This is a genomic window from Microbacterium sp. A8/3-1 (genome assembly GCF_040267695.1).
Taxonomy (GTDB): Bacteria; Actinomycetota; Actinomycetes; order Actinomycetales; family Microbacteriaceae; genus Microbacterium; species Microbacterium luteolum.
This window is the reverse complement of sequence record NZ_CP158357.1, coordinates 3,111,517-3,128,984: the sequence shown is the minus strand read 5'-3', so window position 1 is coordinate 3,128,984 and position 17,468 is coordinate 3,111,517. Positions and strand designations below refer to the sequence as shown.

The 17,468-nt window shown below is 68.9% G+C and carries 18 protein-coding genes; 14 read left to right on the top strand and 4 right to left on the bottom strand.

The features are described from left to right. Positions 1–150 precede the first annotated feature (150 nt). The 11 genes from ABS642_RS15330 (at position 151) to ABS642_RS15280 (ending at position 11,154) form a co-directional block, all read left to right on the top strand. Positions 151–1,137, top strand: coding sequence for an aldo/keto reductase (locus ABS642_RS15330; RefSeq protein WP_350350772.1), 987 nt, complete (start codon positions 151–153; stop codon positions 1,135–1,137). 167 nt (positions 1,138–1,304) lie between these two features. Then, a complete protein-coding gene (locus ABS642_RS15325) occupies positions 1,305–2,234 on the top strand; it encodes a DnaJ domain-containing protein (RefSeq protein ID WP_350350771.1) in 930 nt (309 codons plus the stop codon). Positions 2,235–2,276: 42 nt separating this feature from the next. Beyond that, positions 2,277–3,245: a squalene cyclase gene (locus ABS642_RS15320; RefSeq protein ID WP_350350770.1), complete on the top strand. Its 969-nt coding sequence runs from the start codon at positions 2,277–2,279 to the stop codon at positions 3,243–3,245. A gap of 124 nt (positions 3,246–3,369) precedes the next feature. After that, positions 3,370–4,359: a LacI family DNA-binding transcriptional regulator gene (locus ABS642_RS15315; RefSeq protein WP_350350769.1), complete on the top strand. Its 990-nt coding sequence runs from the start codon at positions 3,370–3,372 to the stop codon at positions 4,357–4,359. 49 nt (positions 4,360–4,408) lie between these two features. Beyond that, positions 4,409–5,677 carry an extracellular solute-binding protein gene (locus ABS642_RS15310; RefSeq protein WP_350350768.1) on the top strand — a complete coding sequence of 423 codons (1,269 nt, stop codon included), beginning with the start codon at positions 4,409–4,411 and terminating at the stop codon, positions 5,675–5,677. Between the two features lie 4 nt (positions 5,678–5,681). Continuing rightward, positions 5,682–6,578, top strand: coding sequence for a sugar ABC transporter permease (locus tag ABS642_RS15305; RefSeq protein WP_350350767.1), 897 nt, complete (start codon positions 5,682–5,684; stop codon positions 6,576–6,578). Next, a complete protein-coding gene (locus ABS642_RS15300; RefSeq protein WP_282215443.1) occupies positions 6,575–7,417 on the top strand; it encodes a carbohydrate ABC transporter permease in 843 nt (280 codons plus the stop codon). Before ABS642_RS15305 ends, ABS642_RS15300 begins: the two co-directional genes overlap by 4 nt. Before the next feature lie 30 nt (positions 7,418–7,447). Then, complete coding sequence (locus ABS642_RS15295) at positions 7,448–8,419, top strand: glycoside hydrolase family 130 protein (RefSeq protein WP_350350766.1); 972 nt, start codon at positions 7,448–7,450, stop codon at positions 8,417–8,419. Between the two features lie 43 nt (positions 8,420–8,462). Next, a complete protein-coding gene (locus ABS642_RS15290) occupies positions 8,463–9,119 on the top strand; it encodes a histidine phosphatase family protein (RefSeq protein ID WP_282215432.1) in 657 nt (218 codons plus the stop codon). 75 nt (positions 9,120–9,194) lie between these two features. Continuing rightward, positions 9,195–9,617: a Fur family transcriptional regulator gene (locus tag ABS642_RS15285; RefSeq protein ID WP_350350765.1), complete on the top strand. Its 423-nt coding sequence runs from the start codon at positions 9,195–9,197 to the stop codon at positions 9,615–9,617. 67 nt (positions 9,618–9,684) lie between these two features. Further along, positions 9,685–11,154, top strand: a complete 1,470-nt coding sequence (locus ABS642_RS15280) for a catalase (protein WP_350350764.1) — start codon at positions 9,685–9,687, stop codon at positions 11,152–11,154. Between the two features lie 164 nt (positions 11,155–11,318). Here ABS642_RS15280 and ABS642_RS15275 read toward each other — a convergent pair whose 3' ends face one another. Both ABS642_RS15275 and ABS642_RS15270 read right to left on the bottom strand, forming a co-directional pair. After that, positions 11,319–12,290 (bottom strand): hypothetical protein, encoded by a 972-nt coding sequence (locus ABS642_RS15275; RefSeq protein ID WP_350350763.1) that lies wholly within the window; start codon positions 12,288–12,290, stop codon positions 11,319–11,321. 16 nt (positions 12,291–12,306) lie between these two features. Further along, the gene (locus ABS642_RS15270) at positions 12,307–13,014 is read right to left on the bottom strand and encodes a YoaK family protein (protein WP_350350762.1); all 708 of its coding nucleotides are present in this window, start codon (positions 13,012–13,014) and stop codon (positions 12,307–12,309) included. Positions 13,015–13,192: 178 nt separating this feature from the next. Here ABS642_RS15270 and ABS642_RS15265 point away from each other — a divergent pair, with 178 nt between their 5' ends. Beyond that, a complete protein-coding gene (locus tag ABS642_RS15265) occupies positions 13,193–13,993 on the top strand; it encodes an alpha/beta fold hydrolase (RefSeq protein ID WP_282215427.1) in 801 nt (266 codons plus the stop codon). A gap of 118 nt (positions 13,994–14,111) precedes the next feature. Here ABS642_RS15265 and msrA read toward each other — a convergent pair whose 3' ends face one another. Next, complete coding sequence (msrA, locus tag ABS642_RS15260; RefSeq protein WP_282215426.1) at positions 14,112–14,654, bottom strand: peptide-methionine (S)-S-oxide reductase MsrA; 543 nt, start codon at positions 14,652–14,654, stop codon at positions 14,112–14,114. Next, a complete protein-coding gene (gene msrB, locus ABS642_RS15255) occupies positions 14,651–15,127 on the bottom strand; it encodes a peptide-methionine (R)-S-oxide reductase MsrB (RefSeq protein ID WP_350350761.1) in 477 nt (158 codons plus the stop codon). The genes msrA and msrB overlap by 4 nt, the downstream gene beginning before the upstream one ends. A gap of 153 nt (positions 15,128–15,280) precedes the next feature. Here msrB and ABS642_RS15250 point away from each other — a divergent pair, with 153 nt between their 5' ends. Together ABS642_RS15250 and ABS642_RS15245 are read left to right on the top strand one after the other, a co-directional pair. Then, on the top strand, positions 15,281–16,198 hold the full coding sequence (locus ABS642_RS15250) for a DUF808 domain-containing protein (RefSeq protein ID WP_350350760.1): 918 nt from the start codon (positions 15,281–15,283) through the stop codon (positions 16,196–16,198). 20 nt (positions 16,199–16,218) lie between these two features. Continuing rightward, positions 16,219–17,424, top strand: a complete 1,206-nt coding sequence (locus tag ABS642_RS15245; RefSeq protein WP_350350759.1) for a hypothetical protein — start codon at positions 16,219–16,221, stop codon at positions 17,422–17,424. Positions 17,425–17,468 lie beyond the last annotated feature (44 nt).

Genomic DNA, 17,468 nt, shown 5'->3' with positions numbered 1-17,468 from the left:
TCTCGCCCCGGACCGCCGCCGGCGCCTCCATCGTTCGATCGATCCGTCGGACAGAGGGGTACCGACAGGCCCTCCCTCAGCGGAAGGCCCGCGCGTAACGTCGGTGGCACGGCCGCGCAGGCGGCCTCGATGCTCGGGAAAGGACCACTCATGCACACACGCACAATCGGACAGGGACTCGAGGTCTCGGCGGTCGGACTCGGCTGCATGGGGATGTCGCAGAGCTACGGGCCGAACCCCGGCGACCGCGACGAGATGATCGCGGTGCTGCGCTCGGCCCTCGATCACGGCGTGACGTTCTTCGACACGGCCGAGGTCTACGGCCCCTACGCGAACGAAAAACTGGTCGGAGAGGCGCTGGAGCCCATCCGCGATCAGGTCGTGGTCGCCACGAAGTTCGGCTGGCGGATCGAAGACGGACGCAGCGTCGGACTCGACAGTCGTCCGGAGCAGATCCGCCGGGTCGCCGAGGAGTCGCTCCGGCGGCTCCGCACCGACGTGATCGACCTGTTCTACCAGCACCGCGTCGACCCCGAGGTGCCGATCGAAGACGTCGCCGGCACGGTCGCCGAGCTGATCGCCGAAGGCAAGGTCCGGCATTTCGGGCTGTCCGAGGCGTCGGCATCCACCATCCGCCGCGCCCACGCGGTGCAGCCGGTCACGGCCTTGCAGAGCGAGTACTCGCTCTGGACGCGCGACCCCGAACGCGACGTCCTCCCGGTGCTCGGCGAGCTGGGGATCGGCTTCGTGCCGTTCAGCCCGCTCGGGAAGGGATTCCTCACCGGCACGGTCGATCAGAACACGACCTTCGCGGACGGCGACATCCGCGGGACGATCCCGCGCTTCAGCGAGGAGAACCGCGCAGCCAACCAGGCGCTCGTGCGCCAGGTCGGCGACCTCGCCGCCGCGAAGGACGCCACGCCCGGCCAGATCGCCCTCGCCTGGCTGCTCGCTCGCGCCCCGTGGATCGTGCCGATTCCCGGAACCCGTCGCACGGCGCGGATCGCCGAGAACGCGGGAGCGACCGCCGTCGCCCTGTCGGCCGACGAGGTCTCCGACCTCGACCGCCTGGCCGACCGGGTGGGCGTCGCCGGCGACCGGTACAACTCGCAGCAGATGAGCTTCGTCGACCGCTGAGCAGGGTCGGCGGTCCCGTTCGTCGGGTTCCGGTCGCAGTAGCTGCCGCCGGGCGTCGTTCCGGTCGCAGTTCCTGCCGTCCGAACGTTCTCGAAGCGGCACGAACTGCGACCGGAGCAGCGCCGCGAACGCAATAACCTGGATGCTGCGGCGACGGAGGGAGCGCGATGTTCGACAGTCCGCTCTCGGCCTCGGCCTACGAAGTGCTCGGCGTCGCGTCGACGTCGGCCGACGACGACCTGCGGCGCGCGTATCGGCTGCGGCTGCGGCAGACGCATCCCGACACCGGCGGTGACGCGGCCGTGTTCATCCGGGTGCAGCGCGCCTGGGAGCTGGTCGGCACTCCGGAGGGCCGTGCGGCCTACGACCGCAGCCACGGCATCGGCGTCGAGACGGAGTGGGGCGGATGGCGGGCCCCCGACACTCGCAGGGACACGCGACCGCGCCCGAAGTCGTACGGCGAGCCCGGTGCGTGGCGGCGTGCCCGGTACGTGTCCCTCCTGCAGGAGTGGGCCGGCGAAGAGGTCGCCGACCCGTACGCCCCGGCGCTGGTGCGCGCGGCACCGCGCGAGCTCAAGCGCCTGCTCGCCGACGCGCTGGCCGAGGAGGGCACGGCCCAGACCGTCGCCGGTCTGGGCATGGGCTTCACGCTGTGGCACGGCGTGGCCGTTGCGGCATCCGCCGAAGCGGAGACGACGGATGCCGCGGACCGGCTCGACCACATCGTGCTCGGCCCCTCCGGCCTGTACGGCGTGATGTCGGCCGACTTCGGCGGCGTGGTCGGATTCCGCCGCGGCGAGATCACGGGTCCGAGCCTGGGTCACCGGGCACCGGTCACGACGCTCCTCGCCCAGATCAACGTCGTCGCCCGCACCGCGCGCGTGCGCTTCAGCGGCGCGATCGTCGCCCTGCCCGACGACGACCTGTCGCAGGCGGTCACGCCGCTCGGCAGCATCCGCGGACTCCCGGTGGTGGTCGTCCGACGCAGTGCCCTGCCGCTGCTGCTGCGGAAGGGGATGCCGGGCGCCCGGGTCATCGGAGGCAACGAGCTGTTCGACATCCGCACCCGGCTGATCCAGCGGTCCCGCTTCGCCTGAGCGAGGGTTTCGCCGGTCGCGGGTCAGGAGTAGCGTGCGCGCATGGCGATCTCGACGGCACTCCGTGATTGGCTGCTCGATTCCGACCCTTCCCTCCGCTGGCAGGTCGAGCGCGACCTGACGGATGCTCCGCCCGAGGTCTGGGAGGCGACCAGGGCACGGGTGACGACCGAGGGGTTCGGCGCCGCGCTGCTCTCCCGACAGGATGCCGACGGGCAGTGGGCGGGAGGCGCTCACTTCCCTCGAGGCTTCTTCGACAGTGCCGAGGCGCAGACGTCGGGACAGCCCTGGGTCGCGACCAGCTGGTCGCTCAAAGACCTCCGCGAGTGGGGCGCGGACGCCGCAGCCCTCGAGGGGACAGTTGAGAAGCTCGCGGCGAACTGCCGCTGGGAGTACGAGGATCTCCCGTTCTGGGGCGGCGAGGTCGACGTGTGCATCAACGCGTTCACCCTCGCCAGCGGCGCCTGGCTCGGGGTGGACATGAGCGAGCTCGCGCGCTGGTTCGTGACGCACCGCCTCGCCGACGGCGGCTGGAACTGCGAGGCGGAGGAGGGACGGTCGACGCGGTCCTCGTTCCACTCGACGCTGAACGCGATGGTCGGACTGCTGGCCTACGAGCGCCTCACGGGCGACACGTCCGCACGCGGCGCCCGCCATGGGGGCGAGGAGTATCTCCTTCGGCGCCGGCTCCTCTACCGGGAGTCGACCGGAGAGGTCGTCGACGGCTTCGTGTCGCAGTTCACGTACCCGCACCGGTACCGGTACAGCGCGCTGACCGCGCTCGACCACTTCCGCGATGCCGCGCTCCTGGAGGGCACGCGTCCCGACCCACGGCTCGCCGATGCGGTGGAGATGGTCCGCGCCGCACGTCGGCCCGACGGCACCTGGCTGCAGGGAACGCCACTCGCCGGCCGCACCTGGTTCGCCGTCGATGCCCCGGAGGGCGAGCCGTCGCGCTGGCTCACCCTGTTCGGCACGCGCGTCCTCGATTGGTGGGATGCCGCGGCCTGACCCGGCGTTTCGAATCGAAACAGGAGAGGTCCGTTGACAGTCACAATCAAACCGGTTTACACTCATCAAACCGGTTCAACGCCTGCAACGGCGTGCTCCGGGGTGAATCCACGAGGAGGTGGGCATGAGCCGCACGACGATCGCCGACGTGGCCCGCGAGGCCGGCGTGACCAAGGCGACGGTCTCCCATGCCCTCAGCGGCAATCGCCCGATCTCCGACGAGACCAGGGCGAAGGTCCTCGCCGCGGCCGCGAAGCTCGACTGGGTGCCCAGCCAGAGCGCCAGGGCTCTCGCCACCCGCCGCGCCAACGCGATCGCCGTGGTGCTGGCCCGCGATCCCGAGGTCATCGCGAACGACTCCTTCTTCCCGGCGTTCATCGCCGGCGTCGAATCCGTGCTCGCCGAGTCCGAGACCGCACTCCTGCTCCAGGTCGTGCCGGACCGCGACGCCGAGGAGCGCGCGTACCGCACCCTCAGCCACGGCCGCGCCGACGGCGCGCTCCTGCTCGACCTCCGCACCGACGACTGGCGCATCCCGCTGCTCGACGAGCTGAACCTGCCCACCGTGCTCGTCGGCGCCTACGAGCAGCCGACCGACTTCTCCTGCGTCCGCACCGACGACGCTGCTCCCGTGCGCGAGATCATCGCCCACCTCCGTGCCGGCGGACACGAGCGCATCGCCCACGTCTCCGGTCCGCTCGACTACGTGCACTCCCGTGCACGCGCCGACGCGTATCTCGCCGAGATCGGCAGCGACGAGCTGCTCCGCGAAGGCGACTTCACCGCAGCGAGCGGACGTGACCTGACCGAAGAGCTGCTCGCCTTGCCCGAGCGTCCGACGGCCATCCTGTACTCGAACGACACCATGGCGATAGCGGGGCTCTCGTACGCCCGCTCGCAGGGTCTCTCGATCCCCCGTGACCTCGCGATCTCGGGATTCGACGACGACCACCTGTCGGCTCATCTCTCTCCGGCGCTGACCAGCGTCTCGTCGGATCCCGCGGCGCGTGGTCGCGCCGCCGCCCGCATCCTGCGGGAGGTCATCCTCGGCGCGCAGCCGCGCACCGAGTTCGTCGACTGCAACGTCGTGCACTTCCGCGACAGCACCAGCTAGTCGGCATCCGCATCACCGCACCAGATCCACTCGTGTCGAGGAGGACACCATGAAGAAGATCCGCGCACTCGCGCTCATCGGCGCCACCGCACTCATCGCCACCGGATGCTCCGCCGGAGGCGGCGGCGGGGGTGAAGGCGGCGCTGACGCCACAGGACCCATCGACGTCTGGCTCTCGAACAACGAGCAGGAGGTCGAGTGGGGCAAGGCGGTCGTCGAGGCCTGGAACGCCGAGCATCCGGATGAGAAGGTCACGGCGCAGGAGATTCCCGCCGGCTCTTCGTCGGAAGAGGCCATCACGGCCGCGATCACCGCCGGTACTGCGCCGTGCCTCGTCTACAACGTGGCGCCCGCGGCCGTATCCGGGTGGGTCAAGCAGGGCGGCCTCGTCGACCTGAGCACCATCGACGGCGGCAGCGACTACATCACCGAGCGGGGCGGCGACGTCGAGTCGTACTCCACCGACGGCAGCTACTACCAGCTGCCGTGGAAGTCGAACCCCGTCATGGTCATGTACAACAAGGCGCTGTTCACGGCTGCGGGCATCGATGCGGAGAACCCGCAGATGAACACGTACGACGCGTTCCTCGAGGGCGCACAGAAGATCGTCGACTCGGGAGTCCAGAGCGCGATCTGGCCCGCTCCGACCAGCGAGTTCTACCAGCCGTGGTTCGACTACTACCCGCTGTACCTCGCCGAGACCGACGGCACCATGCTCGTCGAAGACGGCAAGGCGACGATCGATTCGGATGCCGGACGCACCGTCGCCGAGTTCTGGGCGACGGTCTACAAGGACAAGCTGGCGCCGAACGAGGCCGCGACCGATGACGCGATGTCGGCGGGAACGACCGCGATGCAGCTCGCCGGGCCCTGGGCGATCCCGTCCTACGCCGAGACCGTCGACGTCGGCTTCATGCCGGTTCCGACGAGCGACGGCCGCGAGAACCCGGTCACCTTCGCCGACTCGAAGAGCGTGTCGATGTTCACGGCCTGTGAGAACCAGGGCACCGCGTGGGAGTTCCTGAAGTTCTCCACCAGCGTCGAGAGCGACGGGCAGTTCCTCGAGGCCACCGGCCAGATGCCGATGCGCACCGACCTGACCGGGACCTTCGCGGACTACTTCGAGGCGAACCCGAACTACGTCGCATTCGCCGAGCAGGCCGAGGCCACGGCCGACGTGCCCAGCATCCCGAACTCGGTGGAGGCCTGGCAGGCGTTCCGCGACGCGTACTCCCCCGCGGTGATCTTCGGCAAGGACTCGATCGACGACTTCCTGAAGAACGCCTCGTCCAAGATCGACGAGCTCGTCGCCGAGTGATCCGATGACCGACAACCGGCGGTTGCGCACCCGATGGCTGGGTGCGCAACCGATCGGCGGCCTGTTCGCGCTGCCGTACTTCGTGTTCGTGATCGCGATCTTCGCGTATCCGCTCGCGTTCGCTGTCTACATCGCCTTCCACGACTACTTCTTCACCGCCCCGGGCACCGAGCCCGACCGCCCGTTCGTCGGGTTCGAGAACTTCGTCACCGTGCTCACGGATCCGCGCGTGCTCGGCTCGTTCCGCAACACACTGGTGTTCCTGGTGATCAACGTGCCGCTGACCGCGGTGCTCTCGCTCGTGCTCGCCGCGGCCCTCAACACCGGCATCCGCTGGGTGGCCGCCTACCGCGTCGCGTTCTACGTGCCGTACCTGACGGCGAGCGTGTCGCTGGTCGGCGTGTGGATGCTGCTGTTCTCGGGCAACGGACTGATCAACTCGATCCTCGGCCCGCTCGCGCCCGACCCGTCGTGGCTCGTGAACAGCGGGCTCGCGATGCCGATGATCGCGCTCTACGTGACCTGGAAGCAGCTGGGCTTCTACATCCTGCTGTATCTCGCGGCGCTCCAGAACGTGCCGAAGGAGCTCTACGAATCGGCGGAGACCGACGGCGCCGGCGCCTTCAAGCGCTTCCTGCACGTCACGGTTCCCGGCGTCCGCAGCGCCACCACGCTCGTGCTGATCCTGTCGATCATCACCGGCGCCAACCTCTTCACCGAGCCGTATCTGCTCACCAACGGCGGAGGGCCGGACGGCGCCTCCTCCACCCCCGTGCTGCTCATCTACCAGCTGGGCATCCAGCAGCAGAACCCCGACACGGCCGCAGCGATCGGCATGATCCTCGTGATCCTCGTCGGGATGCTGTCGCTGGCGGCGAACCGCGCGACCAGGGAGCGATGATGAAACGCAGAAGCAAGGCCCCCCGCATCCTCAGCATCGTCCTGCTCACGGTGGCGGCGATCGGATTCGCCTTCCCGTTCTACTTCATGCTCGTCGGCGCGTTCCAGGAGAGTCCGACGAACGCGCCGAACGAGCTCTTCCCGACCAGCGGATGGACCGTCGACAACTTCGTCGCGATCGACTCGCGGATCGACCTCGCGGGCTCGCTGCTGAACTCGCTGATCTTCACGGCGGGTGTGCTGCTCGGCACCGTGGTGTTCGGACTGCTCGCCGGGTACGCGATCGCCCGCCTCGACTTCCGCGGACGCGGCGTCGTCTGGGTGCTCATGCTGCTCGTGCAGATGGTGCCGTTCCAGCTGCTGATGATCCCGCTGTACGTGCAGATCACCCGCAGCTACGGACTCGGGGACTCGTACCTCGGCATGATCCTGCCGTTCCTCATCAACACGACCGCCGTGTTCATCTTCGTGCAGTTCTTCAAGGCGCTGCCCGTGGAGATCTTCGAGGCGGCGCGCATCGACGGGGCCGGCGAGATCCGCCTGCTGACGTCGGTCGCGATCCCGCTCATCCGGCCCGTGCTGGTGACCGTCGTGCTCGTCACGTTCATCGGTCCGTGGAACGAGTTCCTGTGGCCGTTCCTCATCACGAAGGATGCGACGCTGCAGCCGCTCGCCGTGTCTCTCGCGAACTACATCTCGAACGTGGCGCAGTCCACCGCGAACCCCAACGGGGCGATCCTCGCCGGCGCGACCGCGCTCGCGTTCCCCGTCGTCATCCTGTTCATCGTCTTCCAGCGGTTCTTCCGCGCCACCGACCTCGGCGCAGCCGTCAAGGGCTGATCACTCGCTGTCCAGCCAGAAAGGGCATCCATGTTCTCCGGAGCCTCCTTCCCCCTCGGTCCGTTCACCCCGTACGAGGGCAACCCGATCCTGCGCCCGCGCGGCGACAGCTGGGAGTCGGCGAACCTCTACAACCCGGCGGCGATCGTCGACGGCGACGAGGTCGTGCTGCTCTACCGGGCGCACGCCGACGACATCATCTCCCACATCGGCATCGCCCGGTCGAGCGACGGCGTGAACTTCACCCGCGAGGATGCACCGATCCTGTCGCCGTCCGAGGACTACGAGACCTACGGCTGCGAGGACCCGCGCATCGCGCTGATCGACGGCACCTACTACCTCACCTACACGGGGTGGGATCGCCGCAGTGCGCAGCTGTGCCTCGCGACCTCGACGGACCTCCGCACCTGGACCAAGCACGGCCCGTTGTTCGACGACTTCGACACCTTCAAGACCATGGACCCCCGCGGGTTCAACTGGTCGAAGGCCGGGGTCATCGTGCCGCAGAGGATGCATGGGAAGTGGTGGATGTACTTCGGCGAGGGCGCGATCTACTGGGCGACCAGCGACGACCTCATCCACTGGACCCCCGGCACGGCCGACACCGATCCGATGTACTCGCCGACGCCCGGCACCTGGGACGAGGCGCTCGTCGAGATCGGCACCTCGCCCGTCGTGACCGACAACGGGCTGCTGCTGTTCCTGACGAACGGCGCCACCCGCGTCGTGCATGAGGACGGATCGGTCGACGTCGACTACCGCTGCGGGCAGATCGCGATCGACCCGGATGAGCCGACGAAGGTCATCGCCCGCCTGCAGGAGCCGTGGCTGCGGCCGCAGACCTTCGAGGACAGGCACGGGCTCGTCTCGAACGTGACCTTCGTCGAGGGCCTCGTGAAGTTCCAGGAGAAGTGGTTCGCGTACTACGGCCAGTCCGACACGACGCTCGCGGTCGCCATCCACGACCCGGCAGAGCCGTGGGGCCGTGCGCTGCGGGAGTGAGCCGGATCGTGACAGCATCCGCTGAACGTGACAGCCTTGCGATGTGCCCACGAACGATCCCCTGCCTGACCGCCCCACCCCCGACAACCCCACCGGGAAGCTGGTGCTCCTGCGCCACGGCGAGACGGAGTGGTCGAAGGCGGGCCTGCACACCGGGCTGACCGACATCCCGCTCACCGCACGCGGGGAGGATCTCGCCCGCGGGGCCGGCGAACTCGTCGCCGACTACGACTTCTCGCTCATCCTCACCTCGCCGCTGCAACGCGCACGGCGCACTGCTGAGCTCGCGGGACTGCACGCCGAGGTCGATCCCCTTCTCGTCGAATGGGACTACGGCGGATACGAAGGTCGCACGACGAAGGACATCCGCGAAGAGCTCGGCTACAACTGGACCGCCTTCACGCACGGCGTCATCCGGGGCGACACTCCCGGCGAGACCGTCGAGGAGGTCGCCGCCCGCGCCTCGCGCGTGCTCACCCGCGTGCTCCCGGCGATGGCGCACGGCGATGTCGCCCTGGTCGCGCACGGGCACTTCCTGCGCATCCTGACCGCCGTCTACCTGCGTCAGGCCCCGCGCTTCGGCGCCCAGATCAGCCTGGATGCCGGATCGGTGTCGGTCCTGAGCTTCTATCGCGAGCAGCCGGCGATCCTGTCGTGGAACTACGGACGCGAACTGCCCCTGGCCCCCTCGGAGTCCTGACGTTCACCCGATGGACACCCGATATGCCGGCATCCTTCTTTTGAATGACTCAAAAGAACGTGTAGGGTCGAAGACATGGAGACAACGCTCGACTCGGCACTTCGCGGTGCCGGGCTGCGTGCGACCGCGGGCCGCATCGCCGTCCTCGAGGCGCTGGACTCCATGGCCCACACGGATGCGGAGCGGGTCTACCGCGCCGTGTCCGACGTGCTCCCGACGACGTCGATCCAGTCGGTGCACAACATCCTCGCGGACCTGACGACGGCGGGCCTCGTCCGTCGGATCGAACCGGCAGGCTCCGCAGCCCTCTATGAGCGGCGCATCGGCGACAACCACCACCACATCGTCTGCACCGCCTGCGGTGCCGTCGGCGACGTGGACTGCGTCACCGGTGATGCGCCGTGCCTCACGCCGTCATCCGCGGGGGGATTCACCGTCCAGACAGCCGAAGTCACCTTCTGGGGCCTCTGCCCCAGCTGCCAGAACGTCGCGCAGTAGTCCGACGCGCCCGCCTGCCCGCCCGGGCAGGGGTACTCGTCGCGCCTGCGCGCAGAAGGAGAAGAAAATGACGAATCCGCACGACCCGGCGAAGCCCGCCACCACCACCCAGACCGGCACCCCGGCTCCGAGCGATGCTCACTCGCTGACCGTCGGCGCCGACGGACCCACGGTCCTGCACGATCGCTACCTCGTCGAGAAGCTCGCCTCCTTCAACCGCGAGCGTGTGCCGGAGCGCAACCCGCACGCCAAGGGCGGCGGCGCGTTCGGCGAGTTCGTCGTGACCGAAGACGTCTCGGCCTACACCCGCGCGGCAGCCTTCCAGCCCGGCGCGACCAGCGAGACGCTGCTGCGTTTCTCCTCCGTCGCCGGCGAGCAGGGCTCCCCCGACACCTGGCGCGATGTGCGCGGCTTCGCGCTGCGCTTCTACACGACCGAGGGCAACCTCGACATCGTCGGTAACAACACCCCGACGTTCTTCCTGCGCGACGCGATGAAGTTCCCCGACTTCATCCACTCGCAGAAGCGCCTCGGCGACTCGGGTCTGCGCAACGCCGACATGCAGTGGGACTTCTGGACGCTCTCCCCCGAGACCGCCCACCAGGTCACCTACCTCATGGGCGACCGCGGACTCCCCCGCAGCTGGCGCCACATGAACGGCTACGGCTCGCACACCTACCAGTGGGTCAACGCCGCAGGCGAGCGCTTCTGGGTGCAGTACCACTTCCTGTCGAACCAGGGTGTCGAGGCCATGGGCGCCGCCGAGGCGCAGGAGCTCGCCGGATCGGATGCCGACTTCTACCGCCGCGACCTCTTCGAAGCGATCAACACCGGCGAGTTCCCCTCGTGGGACGTGTACGTGCAGGTCATGCCCTACGAGGAGGCGAAGGAGTACCGCTTCAACCCGTTCGACCTCACCAAGACCTGGTCGAAGAAGGACTACCCGCGCATCAAGGTCGGCACGTTCACGCTGAACCGGAACCCGCAGAACTTCTTCGCCGAGATCGAGCAGGCCGCGTTCTCGCCGGGCAACCAGGTTCCCGGCACCGGCATCTCGCCCGACAAGATGCTCATGGCCCGCGTCTTCGCCTACTCCGACGCGCAGCGGTACCGCATCGGCGCGAACTACAACCAGCTGCCGGTCAACCAGCCGCACGCGGCCGAGGTGCGCAACTACATGCACGAGGGCCAGATGCAGTTCAAGCCGAACCCGGCCGAGCACCGCACCTACACGCCGAACTCCTTCGGTGCGGCCGGTGGCCCCGAGGCCGACCCGCAGGCCGGCGTCGAGGCGAGCTCGGAGTCCGACGGCGAGCTGATGCGCGCCGCCGCAACCCTGCACCTCGACGACGACGACTTCGGTCAGGCCGGCACCCTGTACCGCACGGTCTTCGACGACGAGCAGCGCGCCCGGTTCCTCGAGACCCTGACCGGTCAGGGCCAGGGCATCACGATCGACGAGATCCGCGAGCGCTTCTTCCAGTACTGGACGAACGTGGATGCCGCGCTCGGCGAGGCCCTGCGCCGCGCAGTCTGAGTCGGCGGCGGATGCTGCGCGGCGGGGTTCGGCCCTGCCGCGCAGCATCCGCGTCTCTTCGCACGTAGTGAAGGAGATCTCACGTTCTGCAGGACCCCATCCCACGGATGCTCCTTCAGAACGTGAGATCTCCTTCGTCGCGTGTGGCTCGTGGATGCTCCGGATCAGCCCGTCACGGTCGCGAACAGCAGTTCACTCGAGGAGGCGAGCACCGCCGTCTCACCGCGCACGTCCACGAGCGCGAATCCGGCGGCTCCCCGGATCAGCGGGACCTCGTGGAGTGCGCCGTCGGCGAGCGAGAGCATCCGCTGCCGCCCCTTCCACTCGCCGGACGAGAAGACCGGCGACAGGATCACGGACGCCCGGTCGGACGTGAACCGCGCACGGATGCCGTGCTTGCCGGGCTGCTTCTTCCACCCGCTCTCCTCGAACACGCGGCGGGTCACACGTCCGGCACCGTCGAGCTCCGCGAGCGTGAAGAAGTCGGAGCCGTACTTGTTGACGCTCATCGTGTCGCTGCCCTGCGCCGCGACGAAGCGGATGCCGTCGACGTCGATCACATCGCCGACGATCGGTGCCTTCACGCCGCCGGGCGCGGAGCTCGTCCGACCGCCCGCCATCGGGTAGTCGGAGCCGTCGAGCAGGTCCATGCGCACCCAGGACACGGCATCCGCCTCTATGCGGAGGCGCGCGATCGTGCGGGCGTTCTGGAACGCGATCGGGTCGGTGAGCACGGCGAGCCAATCACCGTCCGCCGTCGCCCGGGCGATCCCGCCGGCGGGCAGGCGCGGTCCGCGGTCCGCGGCATCCGACCCGTCGACGATCTCCCGGGCACTCGACGCTCCCAGGTGCGCGTCGAAGACCACGCAGGTGCGGTCGTCCACCAGCACGACGATGCCGTCGTCGCCGCGATCGACGATCACCGGCTGCGCTCCGAACTCCCCCTCGGGCAGCAGCACTCTCGCCCGTTCGCCGGAGGGGTCGGCGAGCACGACCTCGGTGCCCCAGCCGTCTTCTTCCCGCTGCGCGACCACCGCGAGCGCCGAGCCGTCGCCACGCAGGCACGCGGTGGGAGGATGCGGGAACGCCAGCGCTCCCCCACCGAGATCGACGCGGGAGACCGGGAGCAGCTTCACGCCCCGACCCTACCGGTCAGACGGAGACTGCACGCGTGTAGAGCGAGCGGTGGCCGAACACGACGACCGCGACGGTGAGCACCGCCGCGAGCATCAGCGGCACGGCCACGCCCAAGCGCAGGAGCAGCGCGCCGACGAGCGCTCCGCCGAAGATGATCGCGATCGCGGCGAAACGACGGTTCCACACGCCCTTCACCCCGCCGGCGACCAGGGACTCGCTCGCGAGAGAGGTGAGGGTGGATGTCACGACGACGGTCGTCACATCGGCGACGGCGAGACTGCGCGCCACCGCCGCCTGCATGCCCATCGCGGCGGCCGTGGTCGAGGAGGCGATGAGCTCCAGCACGTCGGACTCCGCCCAATCGGGGAGGAGATACGCCACCCCGAGCAGCGCGAGGACCAGTGCCCCGGTGAGCAGCAAGAGCGACACCCCGCCGCTCCACTCCTTGCGACGCCGACGAAGGACCATCCCACCGATGTATGCCCCGATGGTGAAGGTCGCCAGCGCGATCGCGGGCCCGAGCACCGGCAGATCGTCCGCTCCGGCGACGGCCATGCCGAGGATCACGATGTTCCCGGTCATGTTGCCCACGAACACTCGATCGAGCCCGAGGAACCCGACCGCGTCGACGAGTCCGGTGACGAACGTCAGCACCATCATCATCCAGAGCGTGACAGTGGGCGCGCGCTCCCCCGATCGCGGGGCGATCACCGGTGTCGCCATCAACGGATCCTCTCGAGACTCGTCCGGGACTCGGCGCCGAGCCGCAGCACGGCTTCGGCGAGAGCACGGATGCCGTGTGCGACATCTCCCGCACTCACGCTCTCATGAGGTCATGGCTGACGCCATCCGGGTTACGGCGGAAGACCATCCCGACGCCGGTGGGGCCAGAATGGATGCCGTGGCCGTCCCTCTCTCCGACCTGACCAGCATGCCCGAACCGCAGCAGGTGTACGCGGCCGACGGCACGCGCCTCGCGACCTACACCTGGGGCGACCTGGATGCTCCGGTCGTCGTGGCCGTGCACGGCTTCGCATCCAACGCGCGCGACAACTGGGTGCTCACCGGCTGGGTGCGCGAGCTGACGCGTGCCGGCTACCGGGTGCTCGCCCTCGACCAGCGCGGGCACGGGCACAGCGCGAAGCCGCATCAGCCGGAGGACTACGGCATCCGCACCCTCGCGACCGACGTCGAGTCCGTGATGGACGCGTACCTCGTCGACGACGCGTTCTACGTCGGGTACTCGCTGGGGGCGCGCGTCGGGTGGGAGGTCGTGCGCGATCTCCCGCAGCGCATCGAGCGCGCGGTGCTCGGCGGCGTGCCCGACGGCATCCCCCTCGCCCGGCTGGATCTCGACCAGGTGCGGGCCTACATCGCCGATGGCACGCCGGTCGCGGATCAGACCACGCAGAACTACATCGCCCTCACCGAGCGGGTGCCGGGCAACGACCTGCAGGCGCTCGTCGCGCTGGCGGAGGGCATGCGCGCATCCGGCACGATCGATCCGGATCCCGCGGATGCCCCGACGCGGCCGATCCTCTTCGCCACGGGCTCGAAGGACGCGATCATCGAGGGGTCCCGGGCCCTGGCATCCGCCGCCCACGACGGGCGGTTCTTCGAGATCCCGAACCGCAACCACTTCAACGCTCCGGGCTCGCGCGACTTCAAGGAAGCGGCGCTGGCCTTCCTCGCGGAGGGCTGACGGGCCCGGCCCTTCGACAAGCTCAGGGACCCAACAGAGGGGTTGTCAGGGACCCCAGACCTGGGTTGTCAGGGACCCCAGACCTGGGTTGCTGAGCTTGTCGAAGCACCACCGAGGGTCAGACCGCGGCGTCGGCCCTCTTCGGCAGCACCCACCCCGCACGCGGGAAGTGGCAGGTGTAGCCGTTCGGGTACTTGATCAGGTAGTCCTGGTGCTCCTCCTCGGCCTGCCAGAACGGGCCCTCGGGCTCGATCGTGGTGACGGCCTTCGCGGGCCAGAGACCGGAGGCGTCGACGTCGGCGATCGTGTCGCGCGCGACGGTCTCCTGCTCGGGGCTGAGCGGGAAGATCGCCGAGCGGTAGCTCGAGCCGATGTCGTTGCCCTGACGATCCTTGGTCGACGGGTCGTGGATCTGGAAGAAGAACGCGAGGATGTCGCGGTACGTCGTCTTCGACGGGTCGAACACGATCTCGACCGCCTCGGCGTGACCCGGGTGGTTGCGGTAGGTGGCGTGGTCGTTCGACCCGCCGGTGTAGCCGACGCGCGTGTCGAGCACGCCGGGCTGGCGTCGGATCAGGTCTTCCATACCCCAGAAGCAGCCGCCCGCGAGGACGGCGGTCTCGGTCCCGGGGGTGCGGGTGATGGTTCCGGTGTCGGTCATGACTGCTCCTCAGAAGTGTGTGCGGTGGTGGTGTCGAAGAGGCGGCTGTAGCGACCGTACCCCTCTTCGTCGAGCCTGTCAGCGGGGATGAACCGCAGCGCGGCGGAGTTCATGCAGTAACGCAATCCTCCCGCGTCGCGCGGCCCATCGTCGAAGACGTGGCCCAGGTGGCTGTCGGCGCCGGCCGAGCGCGCCTCGGTGCGCTTCATGAACAGCTTCCGATCGGTGCGCGTGGTCACGGCATCCGCGTCGATGGGCTTGGTGAAGCTCGGCCAGCCGGTGCCGCTGTCGAACTTGTCCGCCGAAGAGAACAGCGGTTCGCCCGAGACGACGTCGACGTAGATCCCGTCGTCGTGGGTGTTCCAGTAGGCGTTGCGGAACGGCGGCTCCGTCGCGTCCTGCTGGGTCGCCTCGTACTGGAGATTCGTGAGGGCACTGACCGCCTCGGGGGTCCTGCCGTAGTCGTTCGACATGATCTGACTCCTTGTCCGACGTCGCTGGCTGCGCCGTCACTAGAGGAGAACGGATGCCGGTCCCGTTTTGGTCCCGCGGGACTGGGAGCGGGCTGTGAGTTTCGCGCGACTCGATAGAGTTGGCCCCCGGAACCACAGACCCTGGGGGAACACATGTCCGTTGGACTTCTCGCCGTCGTCGACGACATCCTGAGCGCCGCGATGAAGGCGTCGGCGAAGGCGGCGGGCGTCGTGATCGACGACGCCGCGGTCACGCCGCAGTACGTGCAGGGCATCACTCCTGCCCGCGAACTGCCTGTCGTCGGCAAGATCGCTCTCGGCTCGCTCGCCAACAAGTTCCTGATCATCATCCCGGCGGCTCTGCTGCTCACCGCCTTCGCGCCCTGGGTGCTGCCGTACCTGCTGATCCTCGGCGGCGCGTACCTGTGCTTCGAGGGTGCCGAGAAGGTGCTGGAGTGGTTCGGCGTGCAGCACGGCCACGCCGACGAGGGCGACCGCGACGAGAAGAAGCTCGTGCTCGGGGCCGTGCGCACCGACCTCATCCTCTCCACCGAGATCATGCTCATCTCGCTCGCGAACCTGGAGGCGGGCCTCGACATCTGGACGACGCTGGCGATCCTCGCCGTGATCGCCCTGCTGATGACCGGCGTCGTGTACGGCGCCGTCGCGCTGCTGGTGAAGATCGACGACATCGGTCTGAAGATGGCGAAGAACCCCGTACAGCGCGTGCGCCACACCGGCACCCGGATCGTGCGCTCGATGCCCGCGGTCTTCCGCTTCATCAGCATCCTCGGCACCGTCGCCATGCTGTGGGTCGGCGGTCACCTCGTGCTGGTGAACCTCGGCGAGGTCGGCTGGCACTTCCCGGTCGACATCCTGCACGCCGTCGAACACGCGCTCGAGCCCGCGGGCGCCGTCATCGTCTGGATCGTCGACACGATCATCTCGGCGATCGCCGGCCTCGCGCTCGGCCTGCTGATCGTGGGCATCGTGCTCGGCATCGGACGGATGTTGGGCAAGAAGCCGAGCTTCCACGAGGGCGAGGAATCTCCCGCCGACGTGCACGTCTGACGCGCGAGTAGTCTCGTCGCATGTCCGCATCCCCGAGCAGCCGGAACGCGAAGCGCGATGCCGATCGCTGGTTCCGCGAGCAGGGGCTTCCCACCTTCGTGCCGCTGCGGCGCTGGTTCACCGACCTCCCCCGCCGCGTCGCACCGCTGATCGCGGGAGTGGCGATCCTCGTCTACCTGGTCGGGGACGGGATCGAGCTGACCGTCGATCTCGCCGAGGACTCGACCGCCGGTGAAGCGGCGTGGCTGACTCTCGTGGTGGTCGGCGTCCTCGCGCTCGCCGTCGTCGCACCCTGGGGCGGCTACGTCGCGGTCCGCGCCATCCTGCGTCGACTCTCGGTCGGCATCGGGACGCTCGTCGCGCTCGCGCTCATCATCGCGTGCCTCGCCGGGCTCGTCGTCTTCGGCTACCAGAACAATCCGCAGGCGACGGTCGGCCCGGTCTTCTGGGCTCTGCTCGTCCTCTTCCTGTGCGTGCTCGTGACCGGGATGGGCGGTGGCGCACTGATCTCCTGGGCTTCGCGCCTCGCCGTGCACAACGCCTCGGCGATCGGTCACATGGCGTCGATCGCGCTGCCCGTGATCCTGATGCTCGTCGTCTTCGCGTTCTTCTCGGCGGAGGTGTGGCAGATGGCGTCCGCGCTGAACTGGGGGTCGATCGCCCTGGTCGGGCTGGTCGTCGCGATCCTGGCGGGCATCGTCGTGCTCCGGGTCAGCGCCTCGGAGATCGACGACGACGCCCAGGCGCCGACCGAGGTGCAGCGGAGGGCGATGCTCGCCGACACCCCTGCCGAGCACCTGCCCGCACCGGCGGAGCACCAGCGGCTCCGTGCACCGCAGCGCTTCAACATCCTGATCGCGATGACCATCGCCCAGCTGCTGCAGGCGCTGTTCTTCGCCCTGCTGCTCGCCGCACTCCTGATCATCATCGGGAGCATCGCGATCCCGATCGGCGTGGTGGAGATCTGGCTCGGGCCGCGCAGCGAATCCCAGCCGCTGATCACCGAGCCGCTCGTCGTGGCGGGGGTGGAGCTGCCGCTCACGGTGAACCTGTTGAAGGCCGCGATGCTGCTCTCGCTGATCGCCTCGCTGCCGTTCGTGTTCTCCGCCGTGAGCGAGGCCCGCTACCGCGAACGGTTCTTCGATCCGATCATGGTCGACATGCGCCGCGCGATCCTCGTGCGGGATGCGCTGCATGCGAAGGCGCCGCGCTCGCGCGACGTCTGACCCCCCGGCATCCTGCTAGCGTCGGCGATGCGCACCCGAAGCGC

Excerpts from the sequence above, each read along its gene's own strand:
- ABS642_RS15330 (WP_350350772.1), top strand. The coding sequence starts at position 151 with ATGCACACACGCACAATCGGACAGGGACTCGAGGTCTCGGCGGTCGGA.
- ABS642_RS15325 (WP_350350771.1), top strand. The coding sequence starts at position 1,305 with ATGTTCGACAGTCCGCTCTCGGCCTCGGCCTACGAAGTGCTCGGCGTC.
- ABS642_RS15320 (WP_350350770.1), top strand. The coding sequence starts at position 2,277 with ATGGCGATCTCGACGGCACTCCGTGATTGGCTGCTCGATTCCGACCCT.
- ABS642_RS15315 (WP_350350769.1), top strand. The coding sequence starts at position 3,370 with ATGAGCCGCACGACGATCGCCGACGTGGCCCGCGAGGCCGGCGTGACC.
- ABS642_RS15310 (WP_350350768.1), top strand. The coding sequence starts at position 4,409 with ATGAAGAAGATCCGCGCACTCGCGCTCATCGGCGCCACCGCACTCATC.
- ABS642_RS15305 (WP_350350767.1), top strand. The coding sequence starts at position 5,682 with ATGACCGACAACCGGCGGTTGCGCACCCGATGGCTGGGTGCGCAACCG.
- ABS642_RS15300 (WP_282215443.1), top strand. The coding sequence starts at position 6,575 with ATGATGAAACGCAGAAGCAAGGCCCCCCGCATCCTCAGCATCGTCCTG.
- ABS642_RS15295 (WP_350350766.1), top strand. The coding sequence starts at position 7,448 with ATGTTCTCCGGAGCCTCCTTCCCCCTCGGTCCGTTCACCCCGTACGAG.
- ABS642_RS15285 (WP_350350765.1), top strand. The coding sequence starts at position 9,195 with ATGGAGACAACGCTCGACTCGGCACTTCGCGGTGCCGGGCTGCGTGCG.
- ABS642_RS15280 (WP_350350764.1), top strand. The coding sequence starts at position 9,685 with ATGACGAATCCGCACGACCCGGCGAAGCCCGCCACCACCACCCAGACC.
- ABS642_RS15270 (WP_350350762.1), bottom strand. The coding sequence starts at position 13,014 with ATGGCGACACCGGTGATCGCCCCGCGATCGGGGGAGCGCGCGCCCACT.
- msrA (WP_282215426.1), bottom strand. The coding sequence starts at position 14,654 with ATGACCGACACCGGAACCATCACCCGCACCCCCGGGACCGAGACCGCC.
- msrB (WP_350350761.1), bottom strand. The coding sequence starts at position 15,127 with ATGTCGAACGACTACGGCAGGACCCCCGAGGCGGTCAGTGCCCTCACG.
- ABS642_RS15250 (WP_350350760.1), top strand. The coding sequence starts at position 15,281 with ATGTCCGTTGGACTTCTCGCCGTCGTCGACGACATCCTGAGCGCCGCG.
- ABS642_RS15245 (WP_350350759.1), top strand. The coding sequence starts at position 16,219 with ATGTCCGCATCCCCGAGCAGCCGGAACGCGAAGCGCGATGCCGATCGC.